Below are 25,909 nucleotides of genomic sequence, written 5' to 3'. Positions count from 1 at the left end.
AGAGGAACGCGCCATGACGATCCCCATGTCCCAGGCCACCCTCGCCCCCGGCGAGCCCTTGCTCGAGGTCGACAACCTGCGCACCTACTTCAGCACGCTCGCGGGCACCGTGCGCTCGGTCGACGGCGTGTCGTACACCGTGCGCGCGGGCCGCACGCTCGGCGTGGTCGGCGAATCGGGCTGCGGCAAGAGCGTGACGGCGCTCTCGATCCTGCGGCTGGTGCCCACGCCGCCCGGTCGCCACATGGGCGCGGTGCGCCTGCGCGGCACCGACCTGATGCAGCTCAGCGAACGCGAGATGCGCCAGATCCGCGGCAACCGCATCTCGATGATCTTCCAGGAGCCCATGACCTCGCTGAACCCGGTGCTCACCGTGGGCCGGCAGATCGCCGAGACGGTGCAGCTGCACCAGAAGGCCAGCCGCGCCGAGGCGCTGCAGCGCGCGGTCGAGATGCTGCGTCTGGTGCAGATCCCCGAGCCCGAGCGGCGCGTGAACGAGTACCCGCACCAGCTCTCGGGCGGCATGCGCCAGCGCGTGATGATCGCGCTGGCCCTGGCCTGCAACCCCGAGGTGCTGATCGCCGACGAGCCCACCACCGCGCTCGACGTGACCATCCAGGCGCAGATCCTCGACCTCATCAAGCGGCTGCAGAAGGAGCTGGGCATGGGCGTGGTGATGATCACGCACGACCTGGGCGTGGTGGCCGAGAGCTGCGACCGCGTCGTCGTCATGTACGCCGGCAAGAAGGTGGAAGAGGCCGACGTGGTCGACCTCTTCGACCGCCCGCTGCACCCCTACACGCGTGCGCTGATGGCCTCGATGCCTGCCATGAGCACGTCGAGCGCGCGGCTGCACGAGATTCCGGGCATGGTGCCCGCCGCGCACGAGCTCGGGCGCGGCTGCGCCTTTGCCGCGCGCTGCGCGCAGGCGCGCGAACGCTGCCGCCGCGAGACACCGCCACTGTCCACGCAGGGCGACGGTCACGTGGTCGCCTGCTTCGCGGTGCAGGAACAATGGACCGACGAGGCTGCCGAGGTGAGCGCATGACGACAACGACGACCCCATCCACCAAGGCGCCGCTGCTGCAAGTGCGCGAGCTGCGCAAGCACTACACCTCGCCGCGGCGCTGGCTGCGCCCGGCCAAGCCGGCCATCCAGGCGGTCGACGGCGTGTCGTTCAACGTCGGGCACGGCGAGACGCTGTCGCTGGTCGGCGAGTCGGGCTGCGGCAAGACCACCACGGCCAAGTCGGTGATGCGGCTGGTCGAGCCCACCTCGGGTTCGGTGCGACTGAACGGCGAAGAGCTGCTGACCCTGCCCGCGAACGCGATGCGCCAGCGCCGGCGCGACCTGCAGATCATCTTCCAGGACCCGTACGCCTCGCTGAACCCGCGCCTCACGGCCGGCGACATCGTGGCCGAGCCGCTGCGCAACTTCGGCGACGTGTCGGTGGCCGAGCGGCGCGAGCGCGTGCAGTGGCTGTTCTCGCGCGTGGGCCTGCGGCCCGAGGCGGCGAAGAAGTTTCCGCACGAGTTCTCGGGCGGCCAGCGCCAGCGCCTGGGCATTGCGCGCGCGCTGGCGCTGAACCCCAAGCTCATCGTCTGCGACGAGCCCGTGTCGGCACTCGACGTGTCGGTGCAGGCGCAGGTGGTCAACCTGCTGATGGACCTGCAGGCCGAGTTCGGCATCGCCTACCTGTTCGTGGCACACGACCTCGCCGTGGTGCGCCACATCAGCCACCGCGTGGCCGTGATGTACCTCGGCCACATCGTGGAGATCGCCGACCGCGACACCTTGTTCTCGGCGCCGCGCCATCCGTACACCGAGATCCTACTGTCGGCCGTGCCCGTGCCCAACCCGCGCACGCCCGCGCGCCGCCTGCTGCTGCAGGGCGATCCGCCGAGCCCGGCCAACCCGCCCTCGGGCTGCCGCTTTCACACGCGCTGCCCGATGGCGCAGGCCGTGTGCAAGGAGAAGACGCCCGCGCTGAGCGAGCGCCCCTCGACTTCCCAGGGCGGCCACTGGGTCGCCTGCCACTTCCGTTGAAAGCATTGCCCCCATGACCGACAAGACACCCCACTACGACCTCTTGATCCACGGCGGCACCGTGATCGACGGTACCAAGGCCCCGCGCTTCGACGCCGACGTGGGCATCGTCGACGGCCGCATCGCCGCCATCGGCAAGCTCGCGGGCCACACGGCCGACCAAACGCTCGACGCCACCGGCCGCATCGTCGCGCCCGGCTTCATCGACTCGCACACGCACGACGACCAGGCCGTGCTGTCGCACGCGCAGATGCCGTTCAAGGTGTCGCAGGGCGTGACCACGGTGGTGGCGGGCAACTGCGGCATCAGCGCCGCGCCGCTGCGCGCCGACATGGACCTGCCGATGCCGCTGAGCCTGCTCGAGACGCCGCCGGAAGACCGCTTCACGACGTTTGCGGCCTACCTGGACGCGCTGCGTGCCACGCCCTCGTCGGTCAACGTGGCGGCGATGGTCGGCCACTCCACCCTGCGCGCCGTGACCATGTCCGACCTCGACCGCCCCGCCACCGCGCAGGAGATCGCCGCCATGCAGGCGCTGGTCGAAGAAGCGATGCAGGCCGGCGCCATCGGCCTGTCGACCGGCACCTTCTACCCGCCGGCCGTGAAGGCGACCACCGAGGAGATCATCGAGGTCGGCCGTCCGCTCACGGCGCGCAAGGCGCTGTACGTGACGCACATGCGCGACGAGAGCGACCGCGTGATGGAGTCGCTCGAAGAAACCTTCCACATCGGCCGCGCGCTCGACATTCCCGTGGTGGTGTCGCACCACAAGGTGCAGAACACGCAGAACTTCGGCAAGACCAAGGTCACGCTGCCCTTCATCCAGGAAGCGATGAAGCACCAGTGCATCGGCCTCGACTGCTACCCGTACACCGCCGGCTCCACCATGATCCGCACCGACCGCGGGATGATGGACGGGCGCGTGCTCATCGCCTCCAGCGTGCCGCACCCCGAATGCGCGGGCCGCGACCTGAAGGACATCGCGGCCGAATGGGGCGTGTCGGGCGAAGAGGCCGCGCTGCGCCTGTCGCCCGGCAGCGCCATCTATTTCATGATGGACGAGGACGACGTGCAGCGCGTGCTCGCCTTCGACGAAACCATGATCGGCTCCGACGGCATTCCGCTGGGCGACAAGCCGCATCCGCGCCTGTGGGGCACCTTCCCGCGCGTGCTGGGGCACTACAGCCGCGACGTGGGCCTGTTCCCGCTGGAGACGGCGGTGTGGAAGATGACCGGGCTCACGGCGCGCAACTTCGGCCTGCACGAGCGCGGCGCGCTCAAGGTCGGGCACCACGCCGACGTGGTGGTCTTCAATGCCGCCACCGTGCGCGACACCGCGAACTACGAAACGCCGACCGAACCCGCCGAAGGCATCGACGCGGTGATCGTGAACGGCGCCGTCACCTGGCGCCACGGCGTGCACAGCGGCGCGCGCAACGGCCAGGTGATCGTGCGCCAGGACGCGGCCTGACAGCGCGCACCTCGGCGGCGCCTGCACGGCGCCCGCCTTCGCATCCTGGTGCATGCGCAGCACCGGATCGGTGAACACGCCGGGCCTCAGGGGCCCGGTTTTTCTTTCTCCTTTGCGCTTTCCCCCTCTGGCGGCACGACCCTAGGGGATTTCCCTCGACAGCTGGCCCGGAGCTTGCGTAGTTTGTCCACATAGTTGAACATTTCAACTATTGAAGACTTCTACCAACCCGCCATGCACGCCCCGCTTCGCCTGAAAGACGACTACCTCAACGTCCTGCTCGACCTGGCCTCGCAGCGCACGCGCGACCGCGGCTCGCGCATCTACGAGATCGAGCTCGGCCTGTCGATCCGCGACGTGCGCCTCTTGCGCATGATCGGCGCCGCGCCCGGCATCACCATGGGCCAGCTGGTGCAGACCTGCGCCATCGAGAAGACGCTGGTCTCCAAGCTGGTGAGTTCGCTGGTGCAGCGCGAGCTGGTCGAGCGCCAGATCGGCGCCGAGGATGCGCGGCAGATCCGTCTGTGCCTCAGCCCCGCCGGCATCGACATGGTGCTGCGCGCCGAGCCCATCGGGCATGAGATGGAAGCGCGCTTTCTCGACTGCCTGAGCGTCGCCGACATCGAGAACCTGCGCCGCATCATGCACAAGCTCATCGACGCCGAAGAAGGTTCGCGCGACATCTTCGAATTCCTGCTGGTGCAGTTGCGCGAAAGCAAGGAATCGCCCCCTTCCTCCCCCGGTTCTTCCGCTCCCTCCCGAAAGAAGTAAGGCTCCATGGCAATCCACCTTTCACCGCGCCGCGTCGCGGCGGCTTCCCTGTCGGCGCTCGCTTTGTGCTTCGCCGCCACCGTGTCCGCGCAGACCGTGCTTCGCACCGTGCCCTCGTCGGACCTGAAGATCGTCGACCCGATCTGGACCACCGCCAACATCACGCGCAACCACGGCCTGATGATCTACGACACCCTCTTCGCGATGGACGAGAAGGGCGTCATCAAGCCGCAGATGGTCGACAAGTACAGCGCGAGCGCCGACAACAAGGTGTGGAGCTTCACGCTGCGCCCGGGCCTGAAGTTCCACGACGGCGCACCGGTCACCTCCCAGGACGTGATCGCCTCGCTGGCACGCTGGGCCAAGCGCGACACGCTGGGCCAGAAGATGTACGAGGCGATGGACAGCATCGCCGCCGACGGCCCCAACGGCTTTCGCATGACGTTCAAGCAGCCCTTCGGCGTGGTGCTCGACGCGCTCGGCAAGCCCAACCCGCTGGTGCCGTTCATCATGCCCAAGCGCGTGGCCGACACGCCCGCCGACAAGCAGATCGACGAGCTGGTGGGCTCCGGCCCCTTCACGCTCGCCAAGGAAGACTTCCGCCCGGGCGACCGCGTCATCTACCGCAAGAACACCGCCTACGTGCCGCGCAAGGAGCCCGCCTCGGGCCTGGCCGGCGGCAAGGTGGTGCACGTCGACCGCGTCGAATGGGTGATGCTGCGCGACCCGCAGACGCAGGCCAATGCGCTGCTCAACGGCGAGGTCGACATGCTCGAGACCGTGCCCTCGTCCGGCTACACCGGCATGCGCACCAACGACAAGATCGAGCTCGTCGACGTGATGCCGGCGGGCCCCTTCACGGTGCTCTACAACCACAAGGTGCCGCCCTTCAACAACCCCAAGGCGCTGAAGGCCGCGATGCTGGCCATCAACCAGGAAGCGATGCTGCGCGCGCAGGTCACCTTCCGCGACTTCTACAAGCCCTGCGCCTCGATCTACCTGTGCGGCTCGCTCTATGCGAGCGACAAGACGGGCTTTTACACCGGCAAGCCGCAGTTCGAAGAGGCGCGCAAGCTGCTCAAGGAATCGGGCTACGACGGCAAGCCCGTGGTGATCCTGCTGCCGGGCGACGCGCCCGCGCTGAACAAGCTGCCCGCGGTGTACGGCCAGCTGCTCAAGCAGGTGGGCTTCAACGTCGACGTGCAGACCACCGACTGGGCCACGCTCGTGACCCGGCGTGCGAAGAAAGACCTGCCCGAGAACGGCGGCTGGAACGCCTTCATCACCTTCTGGGGCGGCGTGGACGCGAGCAGCCCCATTGGCTACAGCCCGCTGACCGGCAACGGCGACCAGGGTTATTTCGGCTGGCCCGTGGTGCCCGAGCTCGAAGCGCTGAAGACCAAGTTCATCGCCACCGCCGACCTCGCGCAGCGCAAGGAGATCGCCACGCAGATCCAGCAGGTCGTGCTCGAGCACGGCGTGCTCGCCCCGCTCGGCGAAGGCAAGGCGCCCACGGCCGTGCGCCGCGGCACCATCACCGGCCTGCTGCCGTCGCCGGCGGTGCTGTACTGGAACGTGCGCAAGACGTCCGCACCATCGCCATGACCGCGACATAGGCCGGCCCGCGCGCCCGCTCCTCTCCCCTTTCTGATCGCCACCCCTGACCGGCTGCGCCTCGCGCGGCAGCCGGGCGGGACTTCCTTTGCCCGCGCCACACGCCCGGCCCCCCGTCAAGGACCTGATTCACATGCTCCACTTCCTGTTGCGCCGCGGACTGGCCACCGCGCCCGTGCTCCTGATCGTGGCCGTCATCGTCTTCCTGCTGCTGCGCATGACGCCCGGCGACCCCGCGGCCGCCATTGCCGGCGACGCGGCCAGCGCGCAGGACATCGCACGCATCCGCGCCCAACTGGGCCTGGACGCATCGATCGTCACGCAGTTCGTGCACTGGCTCGGTCAGGTGCTGCGCGGCGACCTCGGCTATTCGTTCTTCTACCGGATGCGCGTGACCGACCTGATCGGCCAGCGCCTGGAGCCCACGCTCTCGGTGGCGGCGGTGACGGTGGCGCTCACGGTGCTGATCGCCGTGCCGCTGGGCGTGCTCGCGGCCTCGCGGCGCGGCGGCCGGCTCGACCGCTTCATCATGGGCGCCTCGGTGCTCGGCTTCTCGGTGCCGGTGTTCGTGGCCGGCTACGTGATGATCTGGCTGTTCTCGATGCAGCTCGGCTGGCTGCCCTCGCAGGGCTACCAGCGCATCGGCGACGGCGTGGGCCCGTGGCTGCGTCACCTGGCGCTGCCCTGCGTCACGCTGGCCGTGATGTACGCGGCGCTCATCGCGCGGGTCACGCGCGCGGCGGTGTCGGAGGCGCTCACCGAAGACTACGTGCGCACCGCGCGCGCCAAGGGCATCGCCGAGTGGCGCATGCTGCTGCGCCACGCGCTGGCCAACGCGGCCGTGCCGATCGCCACCGTCATCGGCCTGAGCGTGGCGGGCCTGATCGGCGGCGTGGTGGTCACCGAGACGATCTACGCGATCCCCGGCCTGGGCCAGCTCACGGTGGACGCCGTGCTCTCGCGCGACTACCCGCTGATCCAGGCGATCACCCTCTTCTTCTCGCTCGTGTACGTGGTGGTCAACCTGCTGGTGGACCTGAGCTACCTGCTGCTCGATCCGCGCATCCGGTACTGACCTTCCTTCGAAAGCCCCGCCATGACTTCGATCTCCCTGCGCGACGACGCGCCTGCCTCTGCCGCGGTTCCGCCCGCCGCACCCCGGGCCCCGGCCCGCTCGCTGCTGCGCCGCCTGCTCGCCAACGGCGGCGTGCGCATCGGCGGCGTCCTGCTGGCCGCGATGCTGCTGCTGGCGGTGGCCGCGCCCTGGCTCGGCACCATCGACCCGAACGCGATGGACCCCGCGAACTCGCACCTGCCGCCCGGCGCGCGCGCAGAGTTCACCACGCTGGCGGGCGACAGCTTCGATCGCTTCTTCCCGCTGGGCACCGACAGCATGGGCCGTGACCTGTGGAGCCGCACGGCCTACGGCGCGCGCATCTCGCTGTCGGTGGGCGTGGCGGTGGCGCTGGGCTCGGTCGCGTTCGGCCTCGTGGTGGGCATGGTGGCGGGCTACTTCCGGCGCCTGGACGGCGTGATCATGCGGGTGATGGACGGGATGATGGCCATCCCCGGCATCCTGTTCGCGATCGTGCTGGTGGCCGTGTGGCGGCCCAGCCTGCTCACGGTGATCCTGGCCATCGTGGTGCCCGAGACGCCGCGCGTGGCGCGGCTGGTGCGCTCGGTGGTGCTGTCGGTGCGCGAAGAGCCGTATGTGGAAGCGGCCGTCGCGCTCGACACGCCGACCTGGAAGCTGATGTTGCGCCACATCCTGCCCAACACGGTGGCACCGCTGATCGTGCAGGGCACCTTCATCTGCGCGGCGGCGATGCTGGTGGAGGCCGTGATGTCCTTCCTGGGCATCGGCCTGCCGTCCGAAGTGCCGACCTGGGGGAACATCATGTCCGAAGGCCGCACGCACTTCACCTCGCACCCCTCGACCGTGCTGCTGCCCGGCCTCTTCCTGGCGCTCACGGTGCTGGCCGTGAACATGCTCGGCGACGGCCTGCGCGACGCGCTCGATCCCAAGTTCAAGGCACGCGGAGGCTGAGCATGACATCCACCCCTTCCACAACGTCCGCCGCGCCCTGTCTCGTGGTGCGCGACCTCGCCATCGACCTGCCCGCCGGCGCCGACCGCGCGCATGCGGTGCACGGCATCTCGTTCGACGTCATGCCCGGGCAGGTCGTGTGCCTGCTGGGCGAATCGGGCTCCGGCAAATCGGTCATCGCGCAGGCCGCGATGGGCCTGCTGCCCGCGTCGCTGCGGCCCTCGGCCGGGCGCATCGAGGTGCAGGGCGAGGACGTGCTCGCGGCCAGCCCGGCGCGGCTGCGGGCCCTGCGCGGCGCGCGCATGGCGATGGTGTTCCAGGAACCGATGACCGCGCTCAACCCGGTGATGCGCTGCGGCGCGCAGGTCGACGAGATCCTGGCCGAGCACACGACGCTGGGCGCCGCCGCGCGCCGCGCGCGCGTGCTGGCCATCTTCGAGCGCGTGCGGCTGCCCGAGCCCCAGCGCATCTACGACGCCTACCCGCACCAGCTCTCGGGCGGGCAGCGCCAGCGCATCGTGATCGCCATCGCGCTGATCCTGCGCCCGGCCCTGCTGATCTGCGACGAGCCCACCACCGCGCTCGACGTGACCACGCAGGCCGAGATCCTCGCGCTCATCCGCGAGATGCAGCAGGAGAACGGCACCGCCGTGCTGTTCATCACGCACGACTTCGGCGTGGTGGCGGACATCGCCGACCAGGTGGTGGTGCTGCAGCTGGGCCGGCAGGTCGAGAGCGGCCCGAAAGACGACGTGCTGCGTCGCCCGAAGGAGGCCTACACGCGCATGCTGCTCGACGCCGTGCCGCGGCTGGCGCCCGTGCTGCGCGCGCCCATCGACGCCCAGGCGCCGCTGCTCGATGCGCGCGGCGTGGGCAAGGTCTACCGCACGGGCAGCTGGCCCGGCAAGCGCCGCACGGTGCATGCGGCGGCCGACGTTTCGCTGAAGCTGCATGCGGGCGAGACGGTCGGCATCGTGGGCGAGTCGGGCTCGGGCAAGTCGACCGTGGCGCGCTGCATCGCGCGGCTCATCGAGCCGACCGACGGCGACATCCGCGTGCCGGGCATCGAGGGCTCGCGCGGCGCGCAGCGCTCGGCGTTCCGGCGCATGGTGCAGGTCGTGTTCCAGGACCCGAACCGCTCGCTCAACCCGCGCCGCACGGTGGGCCAGTCGATCGTCGAGGGGCCGGTGAATTTCGGCGTGCCGCATGCCAAGGCCTGGCAGCGCGCCGAGGAGCTGATGGCGCTGGTGCGGCTGCAGCCCGAGGTGCTGCACCGCTATCCGAGCGAGTTCTCGGGCGGTCAGCGCCAGCGGCTGTGCATTGCGCGCGCACTGGCCTGCGAGCCGCGCGTGCTGATCGCCGACGAGGCCGTGTCGGCGCTCGACGTGTCGGTGCAGGACCAGATATTGAAGCTGCTCGCGGAGATCCAGCAGCGGCTGTCGATCGGCATCCTGTTCATCACCCACGACCTGCGCGTGGCCAGCCAGATCTGCGACCGCCTGATCGTGATGCACAAGGGCCGCATCGTCGAAGAAGGCAGCGCGCACGACGTGCTGCTGTCACCGCGCGAGGCCTACACGCGCACGCTGCTGGCCGCGGCGCCGGGCCAGGGCTATGTGTTCGGAGGCGGCTGAGCGCCGTCCTCTTCTCCATCTTTCAACCCACCTTCATCCCACCACCCCAAGAAGAAACGAAGACATGACCACACCCCTGTACGAACTCAGTGCCCTCCAGTTGCTCGAACACTACCGTGACCGCGCCTTGTCGCCGGTCGAGGTGACGCAGGCCGTGCTTGCGCGCATCGAGCGCTGGGAGCCGCACATCCACGCCACCTACGGCCTGGACGCCGAGGCCGCGCTCGCATCGGCCCGCGCCTCCGAGGCACGCTGGGCACAGGGCAAGCCGCAGGGCGATCTCGACGGCGTGCCGGTCACGCTCAAGGAGAACATCGCCACGCGCGGCACGCCCACGCCCATCGGCAGCGCCGCCACCGTGCTGGCGCCCGCCGCGGCCGACGCCCCCGCCGCCGCGCGCCTGCGCGAAGCCGGCGCGGTGATCGTGACCAAGACGACGATGCCTGACTTCGGCTTTCTCGGCGCCGCGCCGTCGAGCTTCCACGCGCTCACGCGCAACCCGTGGGACCTGGGGCGCAACACCGGCGGCTCGAGCTCGGGCGCCGGCGCCGCGGCTGCCGCGGGCTACGGCCCGCTGCACCTGGGCACCGACATCGGCGGCTCGGTGCGCATCCCGGCCAGCTTCTGCGGCGTGTTCGGCCTCAAGCCCAGCCAGGGCCGCATCCCGGTCGATCCGCCCGCCGCGGCGCGCGTGATCGGCCCGATGACGCGCACCGTGGCCGACGCCGCGCTCTTGATGCAGGTGGTGACGCGCCCCGACGCGCGCGACTACATGAGCCTGCCGCCGAACGACTTCGCATGGCAGCGGCTCGAACGCAATGTGAAGGGCCTGCGCATCGGCCTGTGGACCGAGACCATGGGCGGCTGGCCGATCGATGCGGAAGTGAAAGAGGCCGTGCTGGCCGCGGCCCGCCTGTTCGAGCAGGCCGGCGCCATCGTCGAGCCGCTGGCCGACTGGACCACGCTCGACATGCGCATGGGCATGGCCCACTTCTTCACGATGCGCTGCCGCGTCGACCTGGCCGCGATGGCGCCCGAACGCGCGAAGCTCGCGGCCGGCTACATCCATCAGGCGGCGGAGTTCGCGGCCTCGCTCACGCCCGAAGACACCTTCCGCGCCTTCACGCGCATGCAGGCCTTGCGCGCGGCCACCGTGGCGGCCACGCAGCCCTTCGACTACCTGCTGTCGCCGGTGTCGCCGGTGCTGCCGTTCGCGGCGGACGCCATCAACAGCGGCTCGGAAAACCTGCTGAAGGACTCGCACTTCACGTCGGTGTTCAACCAGTCGGAACAACCGGCCGCCTCGATCAACTGCGGCCATGCGAAAAATGGCCTGCCGATCGGCCTGCAGATCGCCGGGCGTCGCTTCGACGACCTGGGCGTGCTGCAGATGGCGCGCTTCTACGAATCGGTGCGTCCGGCACAGGCGCGCTGGCCCGAACCGGCCTGACCGGGCTGGGTCAGGCGAATCAGTCCGGCGCGTTCATCACGCGGTCGAACTCTTCGTCGGCCGGCACGTTGTCGGCATCGAGCTCGCTGGCATCGGTGAGGTCGATGCCCGTTTCGTCCGACAGGTCGTCGGACGCATCGGCTTCGAGTTCGTCGAAGTCGTCGGCAGGCGTGCTGTCGTCATCGTCGTCTTCGGACGACGAGGCGGAGCGCGCGGTGGCATCGGCTTGGGGCGTCATGATCGAATTCCTCGGCAGATGGGTGAACGGCCCTCTATGGTGCGCCTGTTTTGCCCCTTGCGGTGGATCGACGGGCTGACGTCGGTGTCGGAAAGTTTCCCGTCTCCCGAGGCCGCCCACACGCGTTGTCGTCAGTCCTTGTGGACGTGGCCGTGCTCGCCGTGTCCTTCGTCATGGCCGTGTTCGTGGCCATGCTCGCCGTGCGCGAGCCGGCTCACGAGCGTGACCAGCAGGATGCCCGCTGCGAGCCACGCAATCTGCGCCGCGGTCTGGCGCGCGGGCAGGCGCTTCTGCAGCTGCGGAATCAGGTCGGCCAGCGCCACGTAGACGAAGCTGCTGCCCGCCAGCACCAGGAAGTACGGCAGCCAGCCATGCAGCTGGTCGACCAGCCACCAGCCCGCGATGCCGCCGAGCATGGTCATCGTGCCCGCAAGCGACACCTTCACCAGCGCCGCGCGCGAATTGGCCGAACTCTGTCGCAGCACGATGAGGTCGCCGATGTGGTGCGGCACCTCGTGCGCGAGCACGGCCAGCGCGGCCACGAGACCCAGGCGGATGTCGGCCACGAAGGCCGAGGCAATCAGGATGCCGTCGCCGAAGCAGTGCACGCTGTCGCCCGTGAGCACAGCCCAGCCGCCGCCGCCCGTGGGGGGTGCGTGGTGGTGATGGGCGTGCGAATGGCCGTGGTGATCGTGGTCGTGGTGGTCGTGCGCGCCCTCTTTCGCCGGTGCGGCATCGCCATGGTGGTGCTCGTGCCCGTGGTGCCACAGCTCGGCCTTGTCGAGCAGGAAGAAGAACACCAGCCCGAACAGCAGCACCGCGAACAGCAGCGCGGGCTCGATGCGGCTTTCGAAGGCCTCGGGCAGCAGGTGCATGAAGGCCGTGGCCAGCAGCGCGCCGGCCGCCAGGCTCAGCAGGTGCTGCGGGTTCACGCCACCGCCGCCGCTGCGCACGCCCACGCGCAGCAGCAGGGCCGCGAGCCAGACGCTACCGATGCCGGCGACCAGGGTCGCCACGAGAATTACTATCAAATTCATAGCTGCTTGCGCAAGAGGGACGGCCGGTACGGCCTTGTTCCGTTCATAAAAAGAGAAAGGCCGTCACTTCGGACGGCCTTCGGCGGCAGGTGGCTACGGGCGCCGTCTTCGGTCAGGCGACACCATTGGCTTTGAACCAGGCCGTGGCACGCTGCCAGCCGTCGTCCGCGGCGCTCTTGAGGTAGCTGGGGCGGTAGTCGGCGTGGAACGCGTGGCCTGCTTCGGGGTACACGACGAAGCTCGATGCCTTGGCCGCTGCAGTTCCAGTGGCCAGAGCAGCTTTCATCTTATCAACCGTGTCAAGGGGGATGCCCTGGTCTTTTCCGCCGTACAGGCCGAGCACCGGCGCCTGCAGGCTGGCGGCGATGTCGACGGGGTGTTTCGGCTGCAATTCGCTGGCCTGCCCGACCAGCCGGCCGTACCACGCCACGCCGGCCTTGACCTTGCCCGTGGCCGCATAGAGCCACACGATGCGCCCGCCCCAGCAGAAGCCGGTGATGCCGGCCTTGCTCGTGTCGCCGCCGTTGGCCTTGGCCCAGGCCAGCGCGCCGTCGAGGTCGGCCATGACCTGCGCGTCGGGCACCTTGGTGACGATGTCGGCCTGCAGCTTGGGAATGTCGGTGTAGCCGCGCGGATCGCCCTGGCGCGCATACAGCTCGGGCGCGATGGCCAGGTAGCCCAGCTCGGCGAAGCGGCGGCAGGTGTCGGCGATGTACTCGTGCACGCCGAAGATCTCCTGGATCACCAGCACCACGGGCAGCCCGGTCTTGCCGGCCGGTGCCGCGGCATAGGCAGGCACCTCGAAGCCGTTGACGGTGTACTTGATGGGGCCGGCCTTCAGGCCGTCGGCCGGGGTGGCGATGGCCGTCTGCGCGGCCACCGGCAGCACGGCGGCGGCGTAGCCGACACCGAGGGCGGCCTTGAGCGCGGTGCGGCGCGTGGCCCCCTGCTCGGTGCTGTCGCCGGGGCGCAGCGAATCGAATTCGGAACGGTTGTCGTCGAAGGAGGTCATGCAAGGGCTCCGGTTGAATCGTCTGACAAGGGGGTGTGGCGTAGAAAAACGCACGCCGCAATGTAGGCGAAATCGGGCCGGGCCGTATGACCGGACCGTAAAGCAGCCGGGCCGCTTCGGGCTGAGGTCAGGTGCCGTAGGCCCGCCGTGCGAGCGCCTCGGCCAGCACCTGCGCCGGATCGACGAGGCGCAGCCCCGCCACCGCGGCCGAGCCCTGCAGGCCCAGCGGCACCTCGGTGCAGCCCATGATGATCGTGACCGGCCCATGCCGCTCGGCCAGCCGCAGCGCGACCTCGGAGAAGCAGCGTTCGGCCAGCGGCAGGTTGCCGGCCTTCACGCCGTCGAAGATGCCGCGCATGATCGTCTGGCGCTCGTCGGCCGACGGCACATGGCAGCCCAGGCCGGCCTCGGCCAGTGCCTGCTCGTACAGCCGCACGCGGTAGGTGCCTTCGGTGGCCATCAGCGCCACCTCGCTCGCGCCCTGCGCGGCCAGGTGCTGCGCGGTCTCGCGCGCCATGTGCAGCAGCTCGACCTGCGGAAAACGCTCCTGCAGGTTGGCGTGCCACGCATGCGCGGTGTTGCAGGCGATGGCCACGGCGCGGCTGCCCAGCGCGGCCAGCCGGCCCAGCGCCTGCAGCATCGGTTCGAGCGGCTGGTGCGCGCCCTGCGCATCGGAGGCCAGCGCGCCGGTGCGGTCGGGCACCGGCACCTGCGCCAGCCAGTGTTCGGGAAAGGACTGGTCGCGCACCGGCTCGCCACGCGCACGCATCTGCTGCGCGCAGGCCTGCACGAAGAGCCGGACGAAGTCGGCGCCCGCCGCGGGGCCCATGCCCCCGAGGATGCCGACGACCTGTGTGGCTGCGACCATGTCTTTTCTCTTGCCTTCGATCAGGTGGCCGGCTTGTCGCTGAAGGCCTTCAGGTTTTCCTTCAGCTGGTCGCTCATCGGCAGGTTCAACGGCACGTTCTTCGGCGGGATCGGCTGCATGAACCACTTGGTGTAGAGCTTCTCGAACTCGCCGCTCTTCATCATGGCGGTGAAGGTGTCGTCCACCAGCTTCTTGAAGGCCGGGTCGTCCTTGGGCAGCATGCAGGCGTAGGGCTCGACCTGCAGCGACTCGCCCACCACTTCGTAGTCGGCCGGGTTCTTCGAGTTGGCGATGAGGCCGAACAGCAGGATGTCGTCCATGGCGAAGGCCACGGCGCGGTCGCTCTCGACCAGCAGGAACGCGTCGGCGTGGTCCTTGCCGAGCACGATGTTCATGTCGAGGTTCTTCTCGGTGTTGTACTTGCGCATGACCAGCGCGTTGGTGGTGCCGGTGGTGCTGGCCACGGTCTTCTTCGCCAGGTCGGCGTAGTCCTTGATCTTGGAAGACTTCTTCGTCAAGAGGCGCGTGCCCGTGTAGAAGTGGTTCACCGCAAAGGCCACGTCCTTGCCGCGCGCGGTGTTGTTGGTGGTGGAGCCGCACTCCAGGTCGATGGTGCCGTTGGTGATCAGCGGGATGCGGTTCTGCGAGGTGACCGCCATCAGCGAGACCTGCAGGTTGGGCTTGTTCAACTTCTTCTTCACCGCCTCGACCACGGCGTTGGAGAGTTCCACCGAGAACCCGATCGGCTTGTTGGGGCCGTCCAGGTAGCTGAAGGGCACCGACGACTCGCGGTAGGCGAGCGAGATCTTGCCGGACTCGGCGATCTTGGCGAGCGTGTCGGCAGCTTGTGCGGCCGGTGCAGTGAAGAGGACCGCGGCAGCCAGGGACGCCATCAAAACGGAGAGTTTCATTCGAGCCTTCATCGGTTGGATTGAACAGACAGCCAGTGTAAGAAGGAGTGACACATCGGGACAATTCCAATTAACCCCGGGGTCATGCCCAAAGGTTATGGGCTGGGTTCTTTTGGCATTTCCGGGCACGGCGAGGGGCCTCTACAGTCGCACGCTGTCTCTTCTGTTCCCTTTCTTCTTCACTTCCGGAAAGTTGCCTCCATGCATGTGTGCGTGCTCGGCGCCGGCATCGTGGGCCTGGCGACCGCCTGGCAACTCGAGCGCCTGGGCCACCAGGTCACGGTGATCGACCGCGCGGCGCCCGGCGCGGGCGCCAGCGGCGGCAACGGCGCGCAGCTGAGCTACTCGTACGTGCAGCCGCTGGCCGATCCATCGATCTGGACGCAGCTCCCCAAGCTGCTGTTCTCCCCCACTTCGCCGCTGAAGCTGCGCCCGCAGCTCGACCCGCTGCAATGGCGCTGGGGCCTGGCCTTCCTGGCCGCGTGCAACGCCGCGACCTCGCGCGACACCACCGCGCAGCTGCTCGCGCTGGCGGCCGCGAGCCGCACCGGCTTCGAGGCCATGCAGGCCGACATCGCGCCCGACTGCGATTTCTCCGCCACCGGCAAGCTGGTGCTCTATGCGAGCGCGGCGTCGCTCGAAGGGGCGAGCGCACAGGTCGAACTGCAGCGCACCCTGGGCAGCGAGCAGCGCATCGTCACGCCCGACGAGTGCGTGGCCATCGAGCCTGCGCTCGCGGACTACCGCGGCCAGATGGCGGGTGCGGTCCACACGCCGAGCGAGTGCGCGGCCGACTGCCTCAAGGTGTGCGCCGAGCTGATGCGCGCACTGAGCGCGCGCGGCGTGCGCTTCCTGCTCGGTGCCGACGTGCACGGCTTTGCGCGCAGCGAAGGTCGCGTGGCGGCCGTGCAGACGAGCGAGGGCGACATCGAAGCCGATGCCTTCGTGATGGCGCTCGGTTCGGCCTCGCACAAGCTGGGTCGCGCGCTCGGCGCCTACCTGCCGGTGTATCCGCTCAAGGGCTACAGCATCACGGTCGACGTCGACCCCGCGCCCGGCGCGGCGCCGCGCGTGAACGTGACCGACAGCGCGCGCAAGGTGGTCTTCGCGCGCATCGGCTCGCGCCTGCGCGTGGCCGGCATGGCCGAGCTCGTGGGGCACGACGCGAGCATTCCGGCCACGCGCATCGAGACGCTGGCCGACGCCACGCGCGCCGTGTTCCCACGCGCCAGCCGCCTGGCCGAACTGCACCCCTGGACCGGCATGCGCCCAGCCACGCCGAAGGGCCTGCCGATCATCGGACGGCTGCCGCACGCGCCGTCGAACATGCTGTTCAACACCGGCCACGGCGCGCTGGGTTTCACGCTGGCCTTCGGCTCGGCGCAGCGGATCGTGCAGGCGCTGGACGCGACCCCGTCGCACTCTTGAGCTTGCGGCCGAGGCGCCGCCAGCCGATCACCACGCCGGTCAGGCTCAGCAGCGCACCGCCCACGCTGAGCGCGACCAGCAGCACGTCCCACAGCGGACGGTGTTCGAGCAGCGGCAGCCAGTCCCAGCTGTGCAGCATCGCGAACAGCCAGCGGCTCCACCGGCGCGTGCTGTCGCTGCGACCGAGCACGGCGCCGGTCTGCGGGTCGACGTGGACCCAGGTGGCATGCGCGTCGGCGAACACCACGCGCCAGACGGGCAGCGGCTTCTCGCTGCCGCCGGTCATGGTGTGCGCTTCGCGCGTGTAGTAGTGGCTGTCGTAGGCGGTGAGCACGTCGATTCGCGCGACCGGGTCGGGCAGCAGTTGTGCGACGGCAGTGCGCAGCGCCTCTGGGTCGATCTGTTGCGGCTGCGCGCTGATCGCATCGCGCACCAGCGGCCGGCCACTCGCGGTGCTGGCCAGCACCAGCGTCTGCCCTGCCGCGCGCACCCAGCGCAGTTCGCGGATGTCGCCACGCGTTGAAGCCAGCAACGCAGCGGGTGTCGCATCGCCTGCGTTCACCACGAGCGGCCCGCCCTGCATCGCCGCCATGCGCAATGCCGGCGCACCGCTGTCGAACACGCGCCAGGGGTTCATCGACATCAGTCCGCTGAAGATCCACGTCAGCGTGACGAGTGCGAACAGCAGCCCGCTGATGTGATGCCAGCGCATCATGAAGCCCTGGTACGGCGAGTGCGAGCCGCTCTTGTAGGTGCGCCGGAAGCGCCAGCGCATCACGCCCACCACGGTGCCCGTGAGCGTGACGGCGATGCCGACGATCGACAGCCAGTTGACGATGTCGGCCCAGTAGCGGTCCAGGCCCGTGCCGCGCAGCGGGTACAGCCAGTGGATCCACGCGCCGGCATAGTTCCACAAACGCTCGGCACGCGGCGCGTCGCGCACCACCTCGCCGGTGCGGCCCGAGATGTACAGCCGCGTGGCCTGCGCATCGGCCAGGTCGACCACGTGCAGCGGGCGGTGCGCGTCGAGCCCGCGCGAATGGGTGAAGGCGTCTTCGTCGATGGTGCCCCGGTACCGGAGCACCACGCCCTCGCCCCCATAGGCCTGCGCGCTGACGAGCGCGCGGGCGCCGTCGACCTGGCGCAGCACGGCGCCGCTCTGCGCATCGACGACCACCACGCCGCGCCCCGGCGGTGATCGGCGCGCGCCGGGTTCTGCCGCGCTCGCCGGCACCGCGAGGTACACCGCCTGCCCGCCGCTGGCCACGGCCAGCCGCAAGTCTTGCAGCGGCCCCGCGATACCGGCCGCATCGAGCGCCTGCCGCGGCCCCAGCAAGGGCGCCTTCGCATCGAGCGCCGGCAGGTGCTGCAGACGCTCGGCCTCGGTGAGCTTGGGGTAGCCCACGTACATCATCACCACGCCCGAGACGAACCACATCGCGAAGAAGGCGCAGACGACCACGCCGAGCCAGCGGTGGATCAGGAACAACCAGCGTTTGGCATGCATGGCGGCGCTCCCGGGGTTCAGAAGCTCACGCGCACCGACACATCGGCCGTGCGCGGCGCGCCGAGGTAGGCGAAGCCGGCACCGACGTTCGCGGCGTACACGCGGTCGGTCGCGTTGCGCACGCGGCCCACCAGCGTGACGTTGCGGTTCACCTGCCAGCTCAGCCCGAGGTCGAGCAGCGTGTAGCCGGGCCAGTGCATCGTGTTGGCCGCATCGGCGTACACCTTGCCCACATGCCGCACGCCCGCCGTGGCCTGCAGGCGCGGCGTGATGGCATACGACACCCAGAGGTTCGCGACCACCGCCGGCGTGTTGGTCGGCGTGCGGCCCGCGAGCGACACGCCGCCCTGGCGGAACTGCTCGTAGCGCGCATCGACGTACGTGAGGTTGCCCTGCAGCGACCACTGCGGCGTGGGCTGCAGCCCGAGCGCCAGCTCCACGCCCTTGGACGACTGCTCGCCGACCAGCACCGTGAGCGCGCTGTTGGCCGGGTCCTGCGTCGCGATGTTGGTGCGGCGGATGCTGTAGGCCGCGAGCGTGGCCGTGCCCTTGCCCTGCCAGAAGTCGAGCTTGGTGCCGACCTCGACCTGCCGGCCGGTGGTGAGCTCGCTGTTGTTGCGCACGTCGGCGAACGACGCGGTCGAAAGCACGCCCGAGGGCGGATCGGCCGCCGTGGCGTACTGCGCGTACAGGTTGGCGCCAGGCGCGAAGTCCCACACCAAACCGATGCGGCCGGTGGTGGGCCGGTAACCGCGATGGAAGGTGGCCGGGTTCGCCGCATCCACGGTGCGGCGGTTGACCAGGTCGAGGTCGATGCGCTCGTGGCGCAGTGCCGTCACGAGGTGCAGCGACGGTTGCAGCGCGGTGCGGTTCTCCAGGTACAGCGCGGTGGTCCGCACCTTGTTGTCGCGGTCGGGTCGGAAACCGGGCGTCATGCCCGGCACGTCGAAGAAGCGCTCGGTGGCAAAGACGTACGGGTTCACCGTGCTCACGGTGCCGGGCAGGCTGTTGGGAAAGCGCGTCTGCCGGTTCACGCTGAAGTCCAGCCCGAAGGACCAGTCGCTCTTCAGCCCGCCGAGCAGTCCCCTGTAGAGACCCTCGACGCGGTTGCCCCACACGTCCTGGTCGTGCCGCTGCAGCAAGGCGCCCGAGCGGATGACGGCCGTGTTGCGTGCGTTGTAGCGGTAGTTCTCGACGTTGCGGTAGTCGCGCAGCGCGTCGTAGGCATAGAAGGTGTTCTTGAACTGCAGCGCGTCGCTGGCCTGCCATTCGGTGACCGAGCGCAGCCACTGCACGCGCTGCGCGTAGAGGCCGTCGGCGCTGTTGTAGTTCTTGAAGCGCGTGGCGCGGTCGATGCGCATCTCGCCGCCCGCGGGGTTCAGCACGGGCGTGCCCCAGTAGGGCCGCGTGACGTCTTCGTCCTGGTATTCGTAGGCCAGCGTGTGCTTCAGGCCGCCGCCGAAGTCCGACAGCAGCGAGGCCGCGAGCTGCGTCGACTTGTTCCTGGTGCCGTCGGTCCAGCCGTGGGCGTCGCGGTGGTTCACGTCGATGCGCGCATAGTGGCTGCCCGCGCCGCCGTCGCCGGCGATGCGGCGGTTCAGGCCGAAGGAGGCCTCCTTCAGGTTCTGCGTGCCCAGGCGCAGCTGCGCTTCGGTGAAGTCGCTGCGCTCGGGCGCCTTGGTGATGTAGTTGATCGACCCGCCCAGCGCGCCCGAGCCGAACAGGAAGCTCGACGGGCCGCCGATGGCCTCGACGCGGTCGTAGATCCAGCTGTCGACCGGGCGTGCCGCGATCGAGTACTGCAGGTTGATGCCGTTGAACAGCTGCGCGATCGAGCCGCTGCCGAAGCCCCGGTAGCTCACGCCGACGTTGCCGGGCGCGTCGTGCGCGGTCACGCCGGGCACGGCGCGCAGCGCCTCCTGCGTGTTCTGCGCGCCGCGCGCATCGAGCACCGCGCGGTTCACCACCGTGACGGAAGCGGGCGTCTCGCGCGGTGTGAGGCCCAGGCGGCTCGCGGTGTCGGCGGGCGTGTCGAGGTCGAGCCGGCCGTTGGGGCGCGGGGCGTCGTCGGCCACCTCGATCAAAGGCAGTGAAGACACGGTGGTCTGGGCTTGGACAGGCGAACTGACGGCGCCGAACAAGGCAAGCAGCCCCAAAGCGGGGGCACGGGAAAGGGTGGGCATGGCATCTCTCTTGCGACGGCGCTGGCGAAAACAATGAAGCGCAGCGCCGGCCGCACAACGACCGGGAACGCACCGCGCGGCCCGTTCAGGCGGCGTCAGGTGCAGGAACGACGAAGCTCAGGAGAGATGCGTGGGCGGCCCGCGCGCCGGCAGCGGCGAGGCCGTGGCTGCCGCGAGGCGGGCAGCGGGAATCGGTTGCAGCGCGCGGCCCAGCGGCAGCGGCGTGGGCAGCGTCACCTGCACGGTGGCGGGCGGCGGCCCGGAGACCATGCACAGCGGGCAGTCCATGGCCGCCATGCCGACTTCGGTGGCGCCGTCGTCGCCCTGCACGATGAGCTTGACGGTGCCCGCGGCGGAACACACGAGTTCCATCGCCTGCGGGTTCACGAGCGGCGACGCGCCCGCGACCAGCAGCGACGCCATGAACCACGCCAGCACCAGGCGGTGCATTGCGCAGAAGGTTCGAAGGGTGTGCATGGGCGCGGATTATGGCGCGAGGCGAATGCCCCGCATCTTTCTCAGGCGGTCTGCTCGATCGCCTCGCGCATGCAGCGCGTGATGCCGCGCACGGCCACCGAGTCGGGCCGGCCTGCGAAGCGCAGCGCGCGCACCGGCACGGGAATGTGCGGCTCCAGCGTCAGCACGTCGACCTTGGCGCGGTCGGCCGAGCGCGCCGTGCAGCCGTCGACCAGCGCCACGCCCAGTCCGTGGTGCGCCATAGCCAGCGCCGCGTGGTAGGTCTGCACCGTGACCACGGCCTGCTGGAAGCCCACGCCCGCCTGCCGGCAGGCCTGGCTCAGGCTGGTGCCGACCGGGTCGCGGCCGTCCAGGCCGATCACCGGGCGGTCGATGAGATCGTGCAGTGCCACCGAGCCGTTGCGCACCAGCGCGCGCGGCAGCATGCCCTTGGGCGCGACGCACACCATGCGGCTGTCGGCCAGCGTCTCCTGCGTGAGCGAAGGGTGCACCGCGGGGCTGAAGGCGAAGCCCACGTCGGCCTCTTGCAAGAGCAGCGCCGACATGATCTGCGGCGAGTGCAGCGACTCGACCGTGATCGCGTAGCCCGGGTGCATCTCGCGGAAGGCCTTGAGCGCGCGCGGCAGGATTTCGTAGCTCAGCGCGAGCACGCTGAGGATGCGCAGCTCGCCCGTGTCGTTGCCCGCGCGCAGGTTCGCCGCCAGCCGCTGCACCTCGTCGAGCTGCGCGAACAGCCGCTCGATGTGCGGGTACAGCGTGAGCGCCTCGGTGGTCGGCGTGAGCCGCCCCTTGGCGCGCTGGAACAGCGGAAAGCCCAGCTGCAGCTCGGCATGCTGCAACGTGCGGCTCACGGCCGGCTGCGTGATGTTGATGAGCCGCGCGGCCGCGCTCACGCTGCCCGCGAGCATGATCGCGTTGAAGACCTCGATGTGGCGCAGCCGCATGGCCGACAGCGGTCGGTGGCGGTCAGCGGACGGTGGTCTTGCCCGTCGCGATGTCCATCACCATTCGCACACCCAGATAGAGGCGCGGCTCGATGGAGTCGATCAGCACGTACTCCGCGTCGGCCGTGTGCGCGCCGAAGCCCTGCAGGCCGAAGCGCTCGATGACCGGCGCCTTGGTCTTGAGCGAAGCGAACGCCGCGTCGGTGCCGCCACCGGCGGCCTTGTCGTCGGCGCCCAGCGGACGGCCCAGCTCGTCCTTGTAGATGGCCTGCGCGTGCTTGGCCAGCGCACGCGACGCGTCGGTGGCCTCGAGCGGCGGACGGCGGCGTTCGAACTTCAGCTCGACCTTGGCGTCAGGCACCAGCTGCTTCTTCACGCGCTCGTTCACCTGCTGCTCGATGCGGTCGTAGTCGGCCACCTTGAGCACGCGCACGTCGGCGCCCGCCGTGGCGCTGGCCGGGATCACGTTGCGGTTGGTGCCCGACTTGGAGATGGTCCAGTTCATCTTCAGGCCCGTGGACGGGTCGGACAGGTCGCGCATCTGCAGGATCTGATGCGACAGCTCGTACAGCGCGTTCACGCCCAGCTCGGGCGCAGAGCCCGCGTGCGAGGCCTTGCCCGCCACGTTCAGCGTGACCGAGGCAATGCCCGCGGTGGCCAGCGAGAGCTTGTCGTCCTTGATGGAGGCGCCCTCGAACGACAGCACGGCGTCGTGCTCGCCGCCGAGCTTGGTGAGCAAGGCGCGCGAACCCGGCGAGCTGATTTCCTCGTCGCCGTTGATCAGCACGGTGAGCGTGCCGTAGTCCTTGAACTTCAGCGCCTGCAGCATCGACACCAGGTGCGTGATGACGGCCACGCCCTGCTTGTCGTCGGCAATGCCCAGGCCGTAGGCCTTGTCGCCGTCGACGCGGAACGGCTGCTTGTTCAGCATGCCCACGGTGTAGACCGTGTCCATGTGCGCGATGAGCATGATCTTCTTGGTGCCCGTGCCCTTGAAGGTGGCGCGCACCACGCGGCCGATCTTCTCGGGCGTGTCTTCCATGCGGTAGGCGTCGGCGCTCGGATCGATGAGCTCGACCTCGCCGCCCAGCGCCTTGAACTTCGCGGCGATGAGGTCGGAGATTTTCTCGAGGCCTTCGATGTCGCGGCTGCCCGACTCGATGGAGACCAGCTCCTTCAGCGTCTCGAGCAGGGCGGGCTTTTCCTTGGCGGCCAGTGCGGCGATGCGGGCATCAGGGGCAGCGGAAGCGGTGCCGAGGAAGGCCGCGCAGACGGCGGCGAGCAGGAAGGTGCGGGGCTGGAGTTTCATGGGCGTGTTTCTTCTTTCTGTCGTTTGTCTCTTGGGGATCGTGCGAACGTGGATCAGTGAGGATCAGTGGGCCTTGTCCCAGTTGGGACCGACGCCGATCTCGGCGAGCAGCGGCACCTTGAGCGCCGCCACGCCGGCCATCAGGCGCGGGATTTCGGTGCGCACCCATTCGATCTCGGCCTCGGGCACTTCGAACACCAGTTCGTCGTGCACCTGCATGATCATCCTGGTGGCGCGCTTCTCTTCGTCAAGCACGTTCTGTACCTTGACCATGCTGAGCTTGATGAGGTCGGCCGCCGTGCCCTGCATCGGCGCGTTGATGGCCTGGCGCTCGGCCGCCTTCTTGCGGGGGCCGTTGCCACCGTTGATCTCGCTCAGGTAGAGGCGCCGGCCGAACACAGTCTCGACATAGCCCTTGTCGCGCGCGAACTCCACGATCTGGTCCATGTAGGTCTTCACGCCCGGATAGCGCGCAAAGTAGCGATCGATGTACGAGGCCGCGGCCTTGGTCTCGATGCCCAGGTTCTTCGCCAGGCCGAAGCTGCTCATGCCGTAGATGAGGCCGAAGTTGATGACCTTGGCGTAGCGGCGCTGCTCGCTGGACACCTGGTCGGGCGTGGTGCCGAACACCTCGGCGGCCGTGGCGCGGTGCACGTCGACGCCGTCGGTGAAGGCGCGCAGCAGCGACTCGTCGCCGCTGATGTGGGCCATGATGCGCAGCTCGATCTGCGAGTAGTCGGCGCTGGCGATCACGCTGCCCGCCGGTGCCACGAAGGCCTCGCGCACGCGGCGGCCTTCGGGCGTGCGGATCGGGATGTTCTGCAGGTTGGGGTCGTTGCTGCTCAGGCGGCCCGTGACGGCCACGGCCTGCGCATAGTGCGTGTGCACGCGGCCGGTGCGCGGGTTGGCCAGCTGGCCCAGCTTGTCGGTGTAGGTGCCCTTGAGTTTCGACAGGCCGCGGTGCTCGAGGATCTTGGCGGGCAGCGGATAGTCTTCGGCCAGCTTCTCCAGCACTTCTTCGTCGGTGCTGGGCGCGCCGCTCGGCGTCTTCTTGACCACGGGCAGGCCCAGCTTGGTGAAGAAGATCTCGCCGATCTGCTTGGGCGAGCCGAGGTTGAAGGGCTGGCCCGCGATGTCGTAGGCCTCCTGCTCCAGCGCCATGATGCGCGTGCCCAGATCGTGGCTCTGCGCGGCCAGCGTGGGCGCATCGATCAGCACGCCGTTGCGCTCGATGCGGTACAGCGCCTCGCTCGAATCCATTTCGAGCTGGTAGATGTAGGCCAGCTTTTCTTCCTTCTGCAGCAGGGGCCACAGCGCGTGGTGCACGTCGAGCGTCTGGTCGCTGTCTTCGCACGAGTACTCGGCGGCCTTGGCGATGTCGACCTGGCTGAACGAGATCTGGTGCGCGCCCTTGCCGCACAGGTCTTCGTACGAAATGCCGCTGCGGCCCAGGTGGCGCTCGGCCAGGGATGACAGGCCGTGCGGCTTGTTCACTTCGAGCACGTAGCTTTGCAGCATGGTGTCGTGCGCGTAGCCCTGCACCTCGACGCCGTGGTTGGCGAACACGTGGCGGTCGTACTTGATGTGCTGGCCGAGCTTCTTCTTGTCAGCGTTCTCGAGCCAGGGCTTGAGTTTGGCGAGGACCTCGTCGATGGGCAGCTGCGCGGGCGCGTCGGGGTAGTTGTGCGTGAGCGGAATGTAGGCCGCTTCGCCCGGCGTGACACTGAAGCTGATGCCCACGATCTGCGCGACCATTTCGTCCAGCGAGGTGGTCTCGGTGTCGATGGCCGTGAGTTCGGCGGCCTCGAGTTTGGCGAGCCAGGCGTCGAACTGCGCCCACTCCATGACGGTGTCGTACTTGAGGTTGCTCGCGGGCGCGGCGGCCTCTTGCGCGCCCAGCTCGGAGGGCTCGTCGAACAGGCCGCCCTGGTCGCGATCGGCCTTGGAAGCGGCCTTCTTCTTGGCGTTCTCTTCGATCAGCTCGGGCGGTACTTCCTGCGCTTCGAGCGACTTGACCAGGCTCTTGAAACCGAACTTCTCGTAGAAGGGCTTCAGCTCGGCCGTCTGCGGCGCGCCGACGGGCAGGCCTTCGAGCGAGGGCAGGCCTTCGACAAAGCCGTTCAGGTCGCAGTCGGTGCGGATGGTGACGAGGCGGCGGCTCAGCGGCAGCTTGTCGAGCGCCTGGCGCAGGTTCTCGCCGGCGGCGCCCTTCACTTCGGCGGCGCGTTCGACCAGCGCATCGAGCGAGCCGTATTCGAGCAGCCATTTCGCGGCGGTCTTCGGGCCGACCTTCGGCACGCCGGGCACGTTGTCGACCGTGTCGCCGATGAGCGTCTGGTAGTCGACCATGAGGCTGGGCGGCACGCCGAACTCGGCCGTCACGCCGGCGATGTCGCGCTTCTTGCCGTTCATCGTGTCGATGATGGTGATGTGCTCGTCGACCAGCTGGCTCAGGTCCTTGTCGCCGCTGGAGACGATCACTTCGACGCCCTGCGCGGCCGCCACCTTGGCGAGCGTGCCGATCACGTCGTCGGCCTCGACCTCGGGCACGGTGATCACCGGCCAGCCCAGCAGCTTGACCACTTCGTGGATGGGGTCGATCTGGCTGCGCAGGTCGTCGGGCATCGGCGAGCGGTTGGCCTTGTACTCGGGGTACCAGTCGTCGCGGAAGGTCTTGCCGGGGGCGTCGAAGATGCAGGCCGCGTAGTCGGCGCGCACCTCGCGGCGCAGCGCGGTCATCATGTTGATCATGCCCCGGATCGCCCCGGTGGCCGGGCTCTTGGGGTCGCCGGGCACGGCGCGCAGATCGGGCATCGCGTGGAAGGCCCGGTACAGGTAGCTCGAGCCATCGACGAGCAGCAGCGTTTTCTTGTCGGTCATCGGGGCATTTTGCCGTGCCCGGACCGGCGTCCGGAACGACACCAGGGTCGGCTGGCGGCCGACACGCCGCCAGCGGGTGCAC

Annotated in this window: 21 protein-coding genes; 10 read left to right on the top strand and 11 right to left on the bottom strand. The window is 69.3% G+C overall.

What is annotated here, in order from left to right; all coding sequences use genetic code 11:
- The first annotated feature begins 13 nt into the window (after positions 1 to 13).
- From AC1RAD_RS08360 to AC1RAD_RS08320, 9 genes are all read left to right on the top strand, one after another.
- Positions 14 to 1,048 carry an ABC transporter ATP-binding protein gene (locus AC1RAD_RS08360; RefSeq protein WP_070095027.1) on the top strand — a complete coding sequence of 345 codons (1,035 nt, stop codon included), beginning with the start codon at positions 14 to 16 and terminating at the stop codon, positions 1,046 to 1,048.
- The gene (locus tag AC1RAD_RS08355; protein WP_492734482.1) at positions 1,045 to 2,046 is read left to right on the top strand and encodes an ABC transporter ATP-binding protein; all 1,002 of its coding nucleotides are present in this window, start codon (positions 1,045 to 1,047) and stop codon (positions 2,044 to 2,046) included. The genes AC1RAD_RS08360 and AC1RAD_RS08355 overlap by 4 nt, the downstream gene beginning before the upstream one ends.
- 13 nt (positions 2,047 to 2,059) lie before the next feature.
- Entirely contained in the window at positions 2,060 to 3,517 is a 1,458-nt protein-coding gene (locus tag AC1RAD_RS08350; RefSeq protein WP_492686083.1) for an N-acyl-D-amino-acid deacylase family protein, read from the top strand.
- 234 nt (positions 3,518 to 3,751) lie between these two features.
- Entirely contained in the window at positions 3,752 to 4,288 is a 537-nt protein-coding gene (locus AC1RAD_RS08345) for a MarR family winged helix-turn-helix transcriptional regulator (RefSeq protein WP_095946830.1), read from the top strand.
- Positions 4,289 to 4,294: 6 nt separating this feature from the next.
- Positions 4,295 to 5,893 (top strand): ABC transporter substrate-binding protein, encoded by a 1,599-nt coding sequence (locus AC1RAD_RS08340; RefSeq protein WP_492734481.1) that lies wholly within the window; start codon positions 4,295 to 4,297, stop codon positions 5,891 to 5,893.
- Positions 5,894 to 6,035: 142 nt separating this feature from the next.
- Positions 6,036 to 6,977 carry an ABC transporter permease gene (locus AC1RAD_RS08335; RefSeq protein ID WP_492734480.1) on the top strand — a complete coding sequence of 314 codons (942 nt, stop codon included), beginning with the start codon at positions 6,036 to 6,038 and terminating at the stop codon, positions 6,975 to 6,977.
- Between the two features lie 21 nt (positions 6,978 to 6,998).
- Positions 6,999 to 7,949 carry an ABC transporter permease gene (locus AC1RAD_RS08330; protein WP_070061793.1) on the top strand — a complete coding sequence of 317 codons (951 nt, stop codon included), beginning with the start codon at positions 6,999 to 7,001 and terminating at the stop codon, positions 7,947 to 7,949.
- Between the two features lie 2 nt (positions 7,950 to 7,951).
- Entirely contained in the window at positions 7,952 to 9,583 is a 1,632-nt protein-coding gene (locus tag AC1RAD_RS08325; RefSeq protein WP_492734479.1) for a dipeptide ABC transporter ATP-binding protein, read from the top strand.
- A 64-nt stretch (positions 9,584 to 9,647) separates the two neighbouring features.
- Complete coding sequence (locus AC1RAD_RS08320; protein ID WP_492734478.1) at positions 9,648 to 11,033, top strand: amidase; 1,386 nt, start codon at positions 9,648 to 9,650, stop codon at positions 11,031 to 11,033.
- Positions 11,034 to 11,052: 19 nt separating this feature from the next.
- Here AC1RAD_RS08320 and AC1RAD_RS08315 read toward each other — a convergent pair whose 3' ends face one another.
- From AC1RAD_RS08315 to AC1RAD_RS08295, 5 genes are all read right to left on the bottom strand, one after another.
- Positions 11,053 to 11,271 carry a hypothetical protein gene (locus AC1RAD_RS08315; protein WP_062468907.1) on the bottom strand — a complete coding sequence of 73 codons (219 nt, stop codon included), beginning with the start codon at positions 11,269 to 11,271 and terminating at the stop codon, positions 11,053 to 11,055.
- 131 nt (positions 11,272 to 11,402) lie between these two features.
- Positions 11,403 to 12,308, bottom strand: a complete 906-nt coding sequence (locus tag AC1RAD_RS08310; RefSeq protein ID WP_492734477.1) for a ZIP family metal transporter — start codon at positions 12,306 to 12,308, stop codon at positions 11,403 to 11,405.
- Positions 12,309 to 12,420: 112 nt separating this feature from the next.
- The gene (locus tag AC1RAD_RS08305) at positions 12,421 to 13,320 is read right to left on the bottom strand and encodes a dienelactone hydrolase family protein (RefSeq protein WP_492734476.1); all 900 of its coding nucleotides are present in this window, start codon (positions 13,318 to 13,320) and stop codon (positions 12,421 to 12,423) included.
- Between the two features lie 127 nt (positions 13,321 to 13,447).
- The gene (locus AC1RAD_RS08300; protein ID WP_307584776.1) at positions 13,448 to 14,188 is read right to left on the bottom strand and encodes an aspartate/glutamate racemase family protein; all 741 of its coding nucleotides are present in this window, start codon (positions 14,186 to 14,188) and stop codon (positions 13,448 to 13,450) included.
- 20 nt (positions 14,189 to 14,208) lie between these two features.
- Entirely contained in the window at positions 14,209 to 15,099 is an 891-nt protein-coding gene (locus AC1RAD_RS08295; RefSeq protein WP_062468917.1) for a transporter substrate-binding domain-containing protein, read from the bottom strand.
- Positions 15,100 to 15,300: 201 nt separating this feature from the next.
- Between AC1RAD_RS08295 and AC1RAD_RS08290 the strand changes: the two genes are divergently transcribed.
- Entirely contained in the window at positions 15,301 to 16,527 is a 1,227-nt protein-coding gene (locus tag AC1RAD_RS08290) for a D-amino acid dehydrogenase (RefSeq protein ID WP_492734475.1), read from the top strand.
- On the opposite strand, the gene AC1RAD_RS08285 is transcribed toward AC1RAD_RS08290, so the two are convergent.
- The 6 genes from AC1RAD_RS08285 to polA form a co-directional block, all read right to left on the bottom strand.
- Positions 16,460 to 18,034 carry a PepSY domain-containing protein gene (locus tag AC1RAD_RS08285; protein WP_492734474.1) on the bottom strand — a complete coding sequence of 525 codons (1,575 nt, stop codon included), beginning with the start codon at positions 18,032 to 18,034 and terminating at the stop codon, positions 16,460 to 16,462. The genes AC1RAD_RS08290 and AC1RAD_RS08285 overlap by 68 nt on opposite strands.
- Positions 18,035 to 18,051: 17 nt before the next feature.
- Positions 18,052 to 20,217, bottom strand: a complete 2,166-nt coding sequence (locus tag AC1RAD_RS08280) for a TonB-dependent receptor (protein ID WP_492734473.1) — start codon at positions 20,215 to 20,217, stop codon at positions 18,052 to 18,054.
- A gap of 117 nt (positions 20,218 to 20,334) precedes the next feature.
- Positions 20,335 to 20,694 carry a hypothetical protein gene (locus tag AC1RAD_RS08275; protein ID WP_492734472.1) on the bottom strand — a complete coding sequence of 120 codons (360 nt, stop codon included), beginning with the start codon at positions 20,692 to 20,694 and terminating at the stop codon, positions 20,335 to 20,337.
- 41 nt (positions 20,695 to 20,735) lie between these two features.
- Positions 20,736 to 21,638: a LysR family transcriptional regulator gene (locus AC1RAD_RS08270; RefSeq protein ID WP_062468929.1), complete on the bottom strand. Its 903-nt coding sequence runs from the start codon at positions 21,636 to 21,638 to the stop codon at positions 20,736 to 20,738.
- Between the two features lie 22 nt (positions 21,639 to 21,660).
- Positions 21,661 to 22,947: a M20/M25/M40 family metallo-hydrolase gene (locus tag AC1RAD_RS08265; protein WP_095946818.1), complete on the bottom strand. Its 1,287-nt coding sequence runs from the start codon at positions 22,945 to 22,947 to the stop codon at positions 21,661 to 21,663.
- 63 nt (positions 22,948 to 23,010) lie between these two features.
- Positions 23,011 to 25,827: a DNA polymerase I gene (gene polA / locus AC1RAD_RS08260; RefSeq protein ID WP_492734471.1), complete on the bottom strand. Its 2,817-nt coding sequence runs from the start codon at positions 25,825 to 25,827 to the stop codon at positions 23,011 to 23,013.
- Positions 25,828 to 25,909: the final 82 nt, after the last annotated feature.

Source organism: Variovorax sp. GW823-FHT04B03 (genome assembly GCF_058796495.1).
This window is presented reverse-complemented; position numbering and strand designations above follow the sequence as displayed.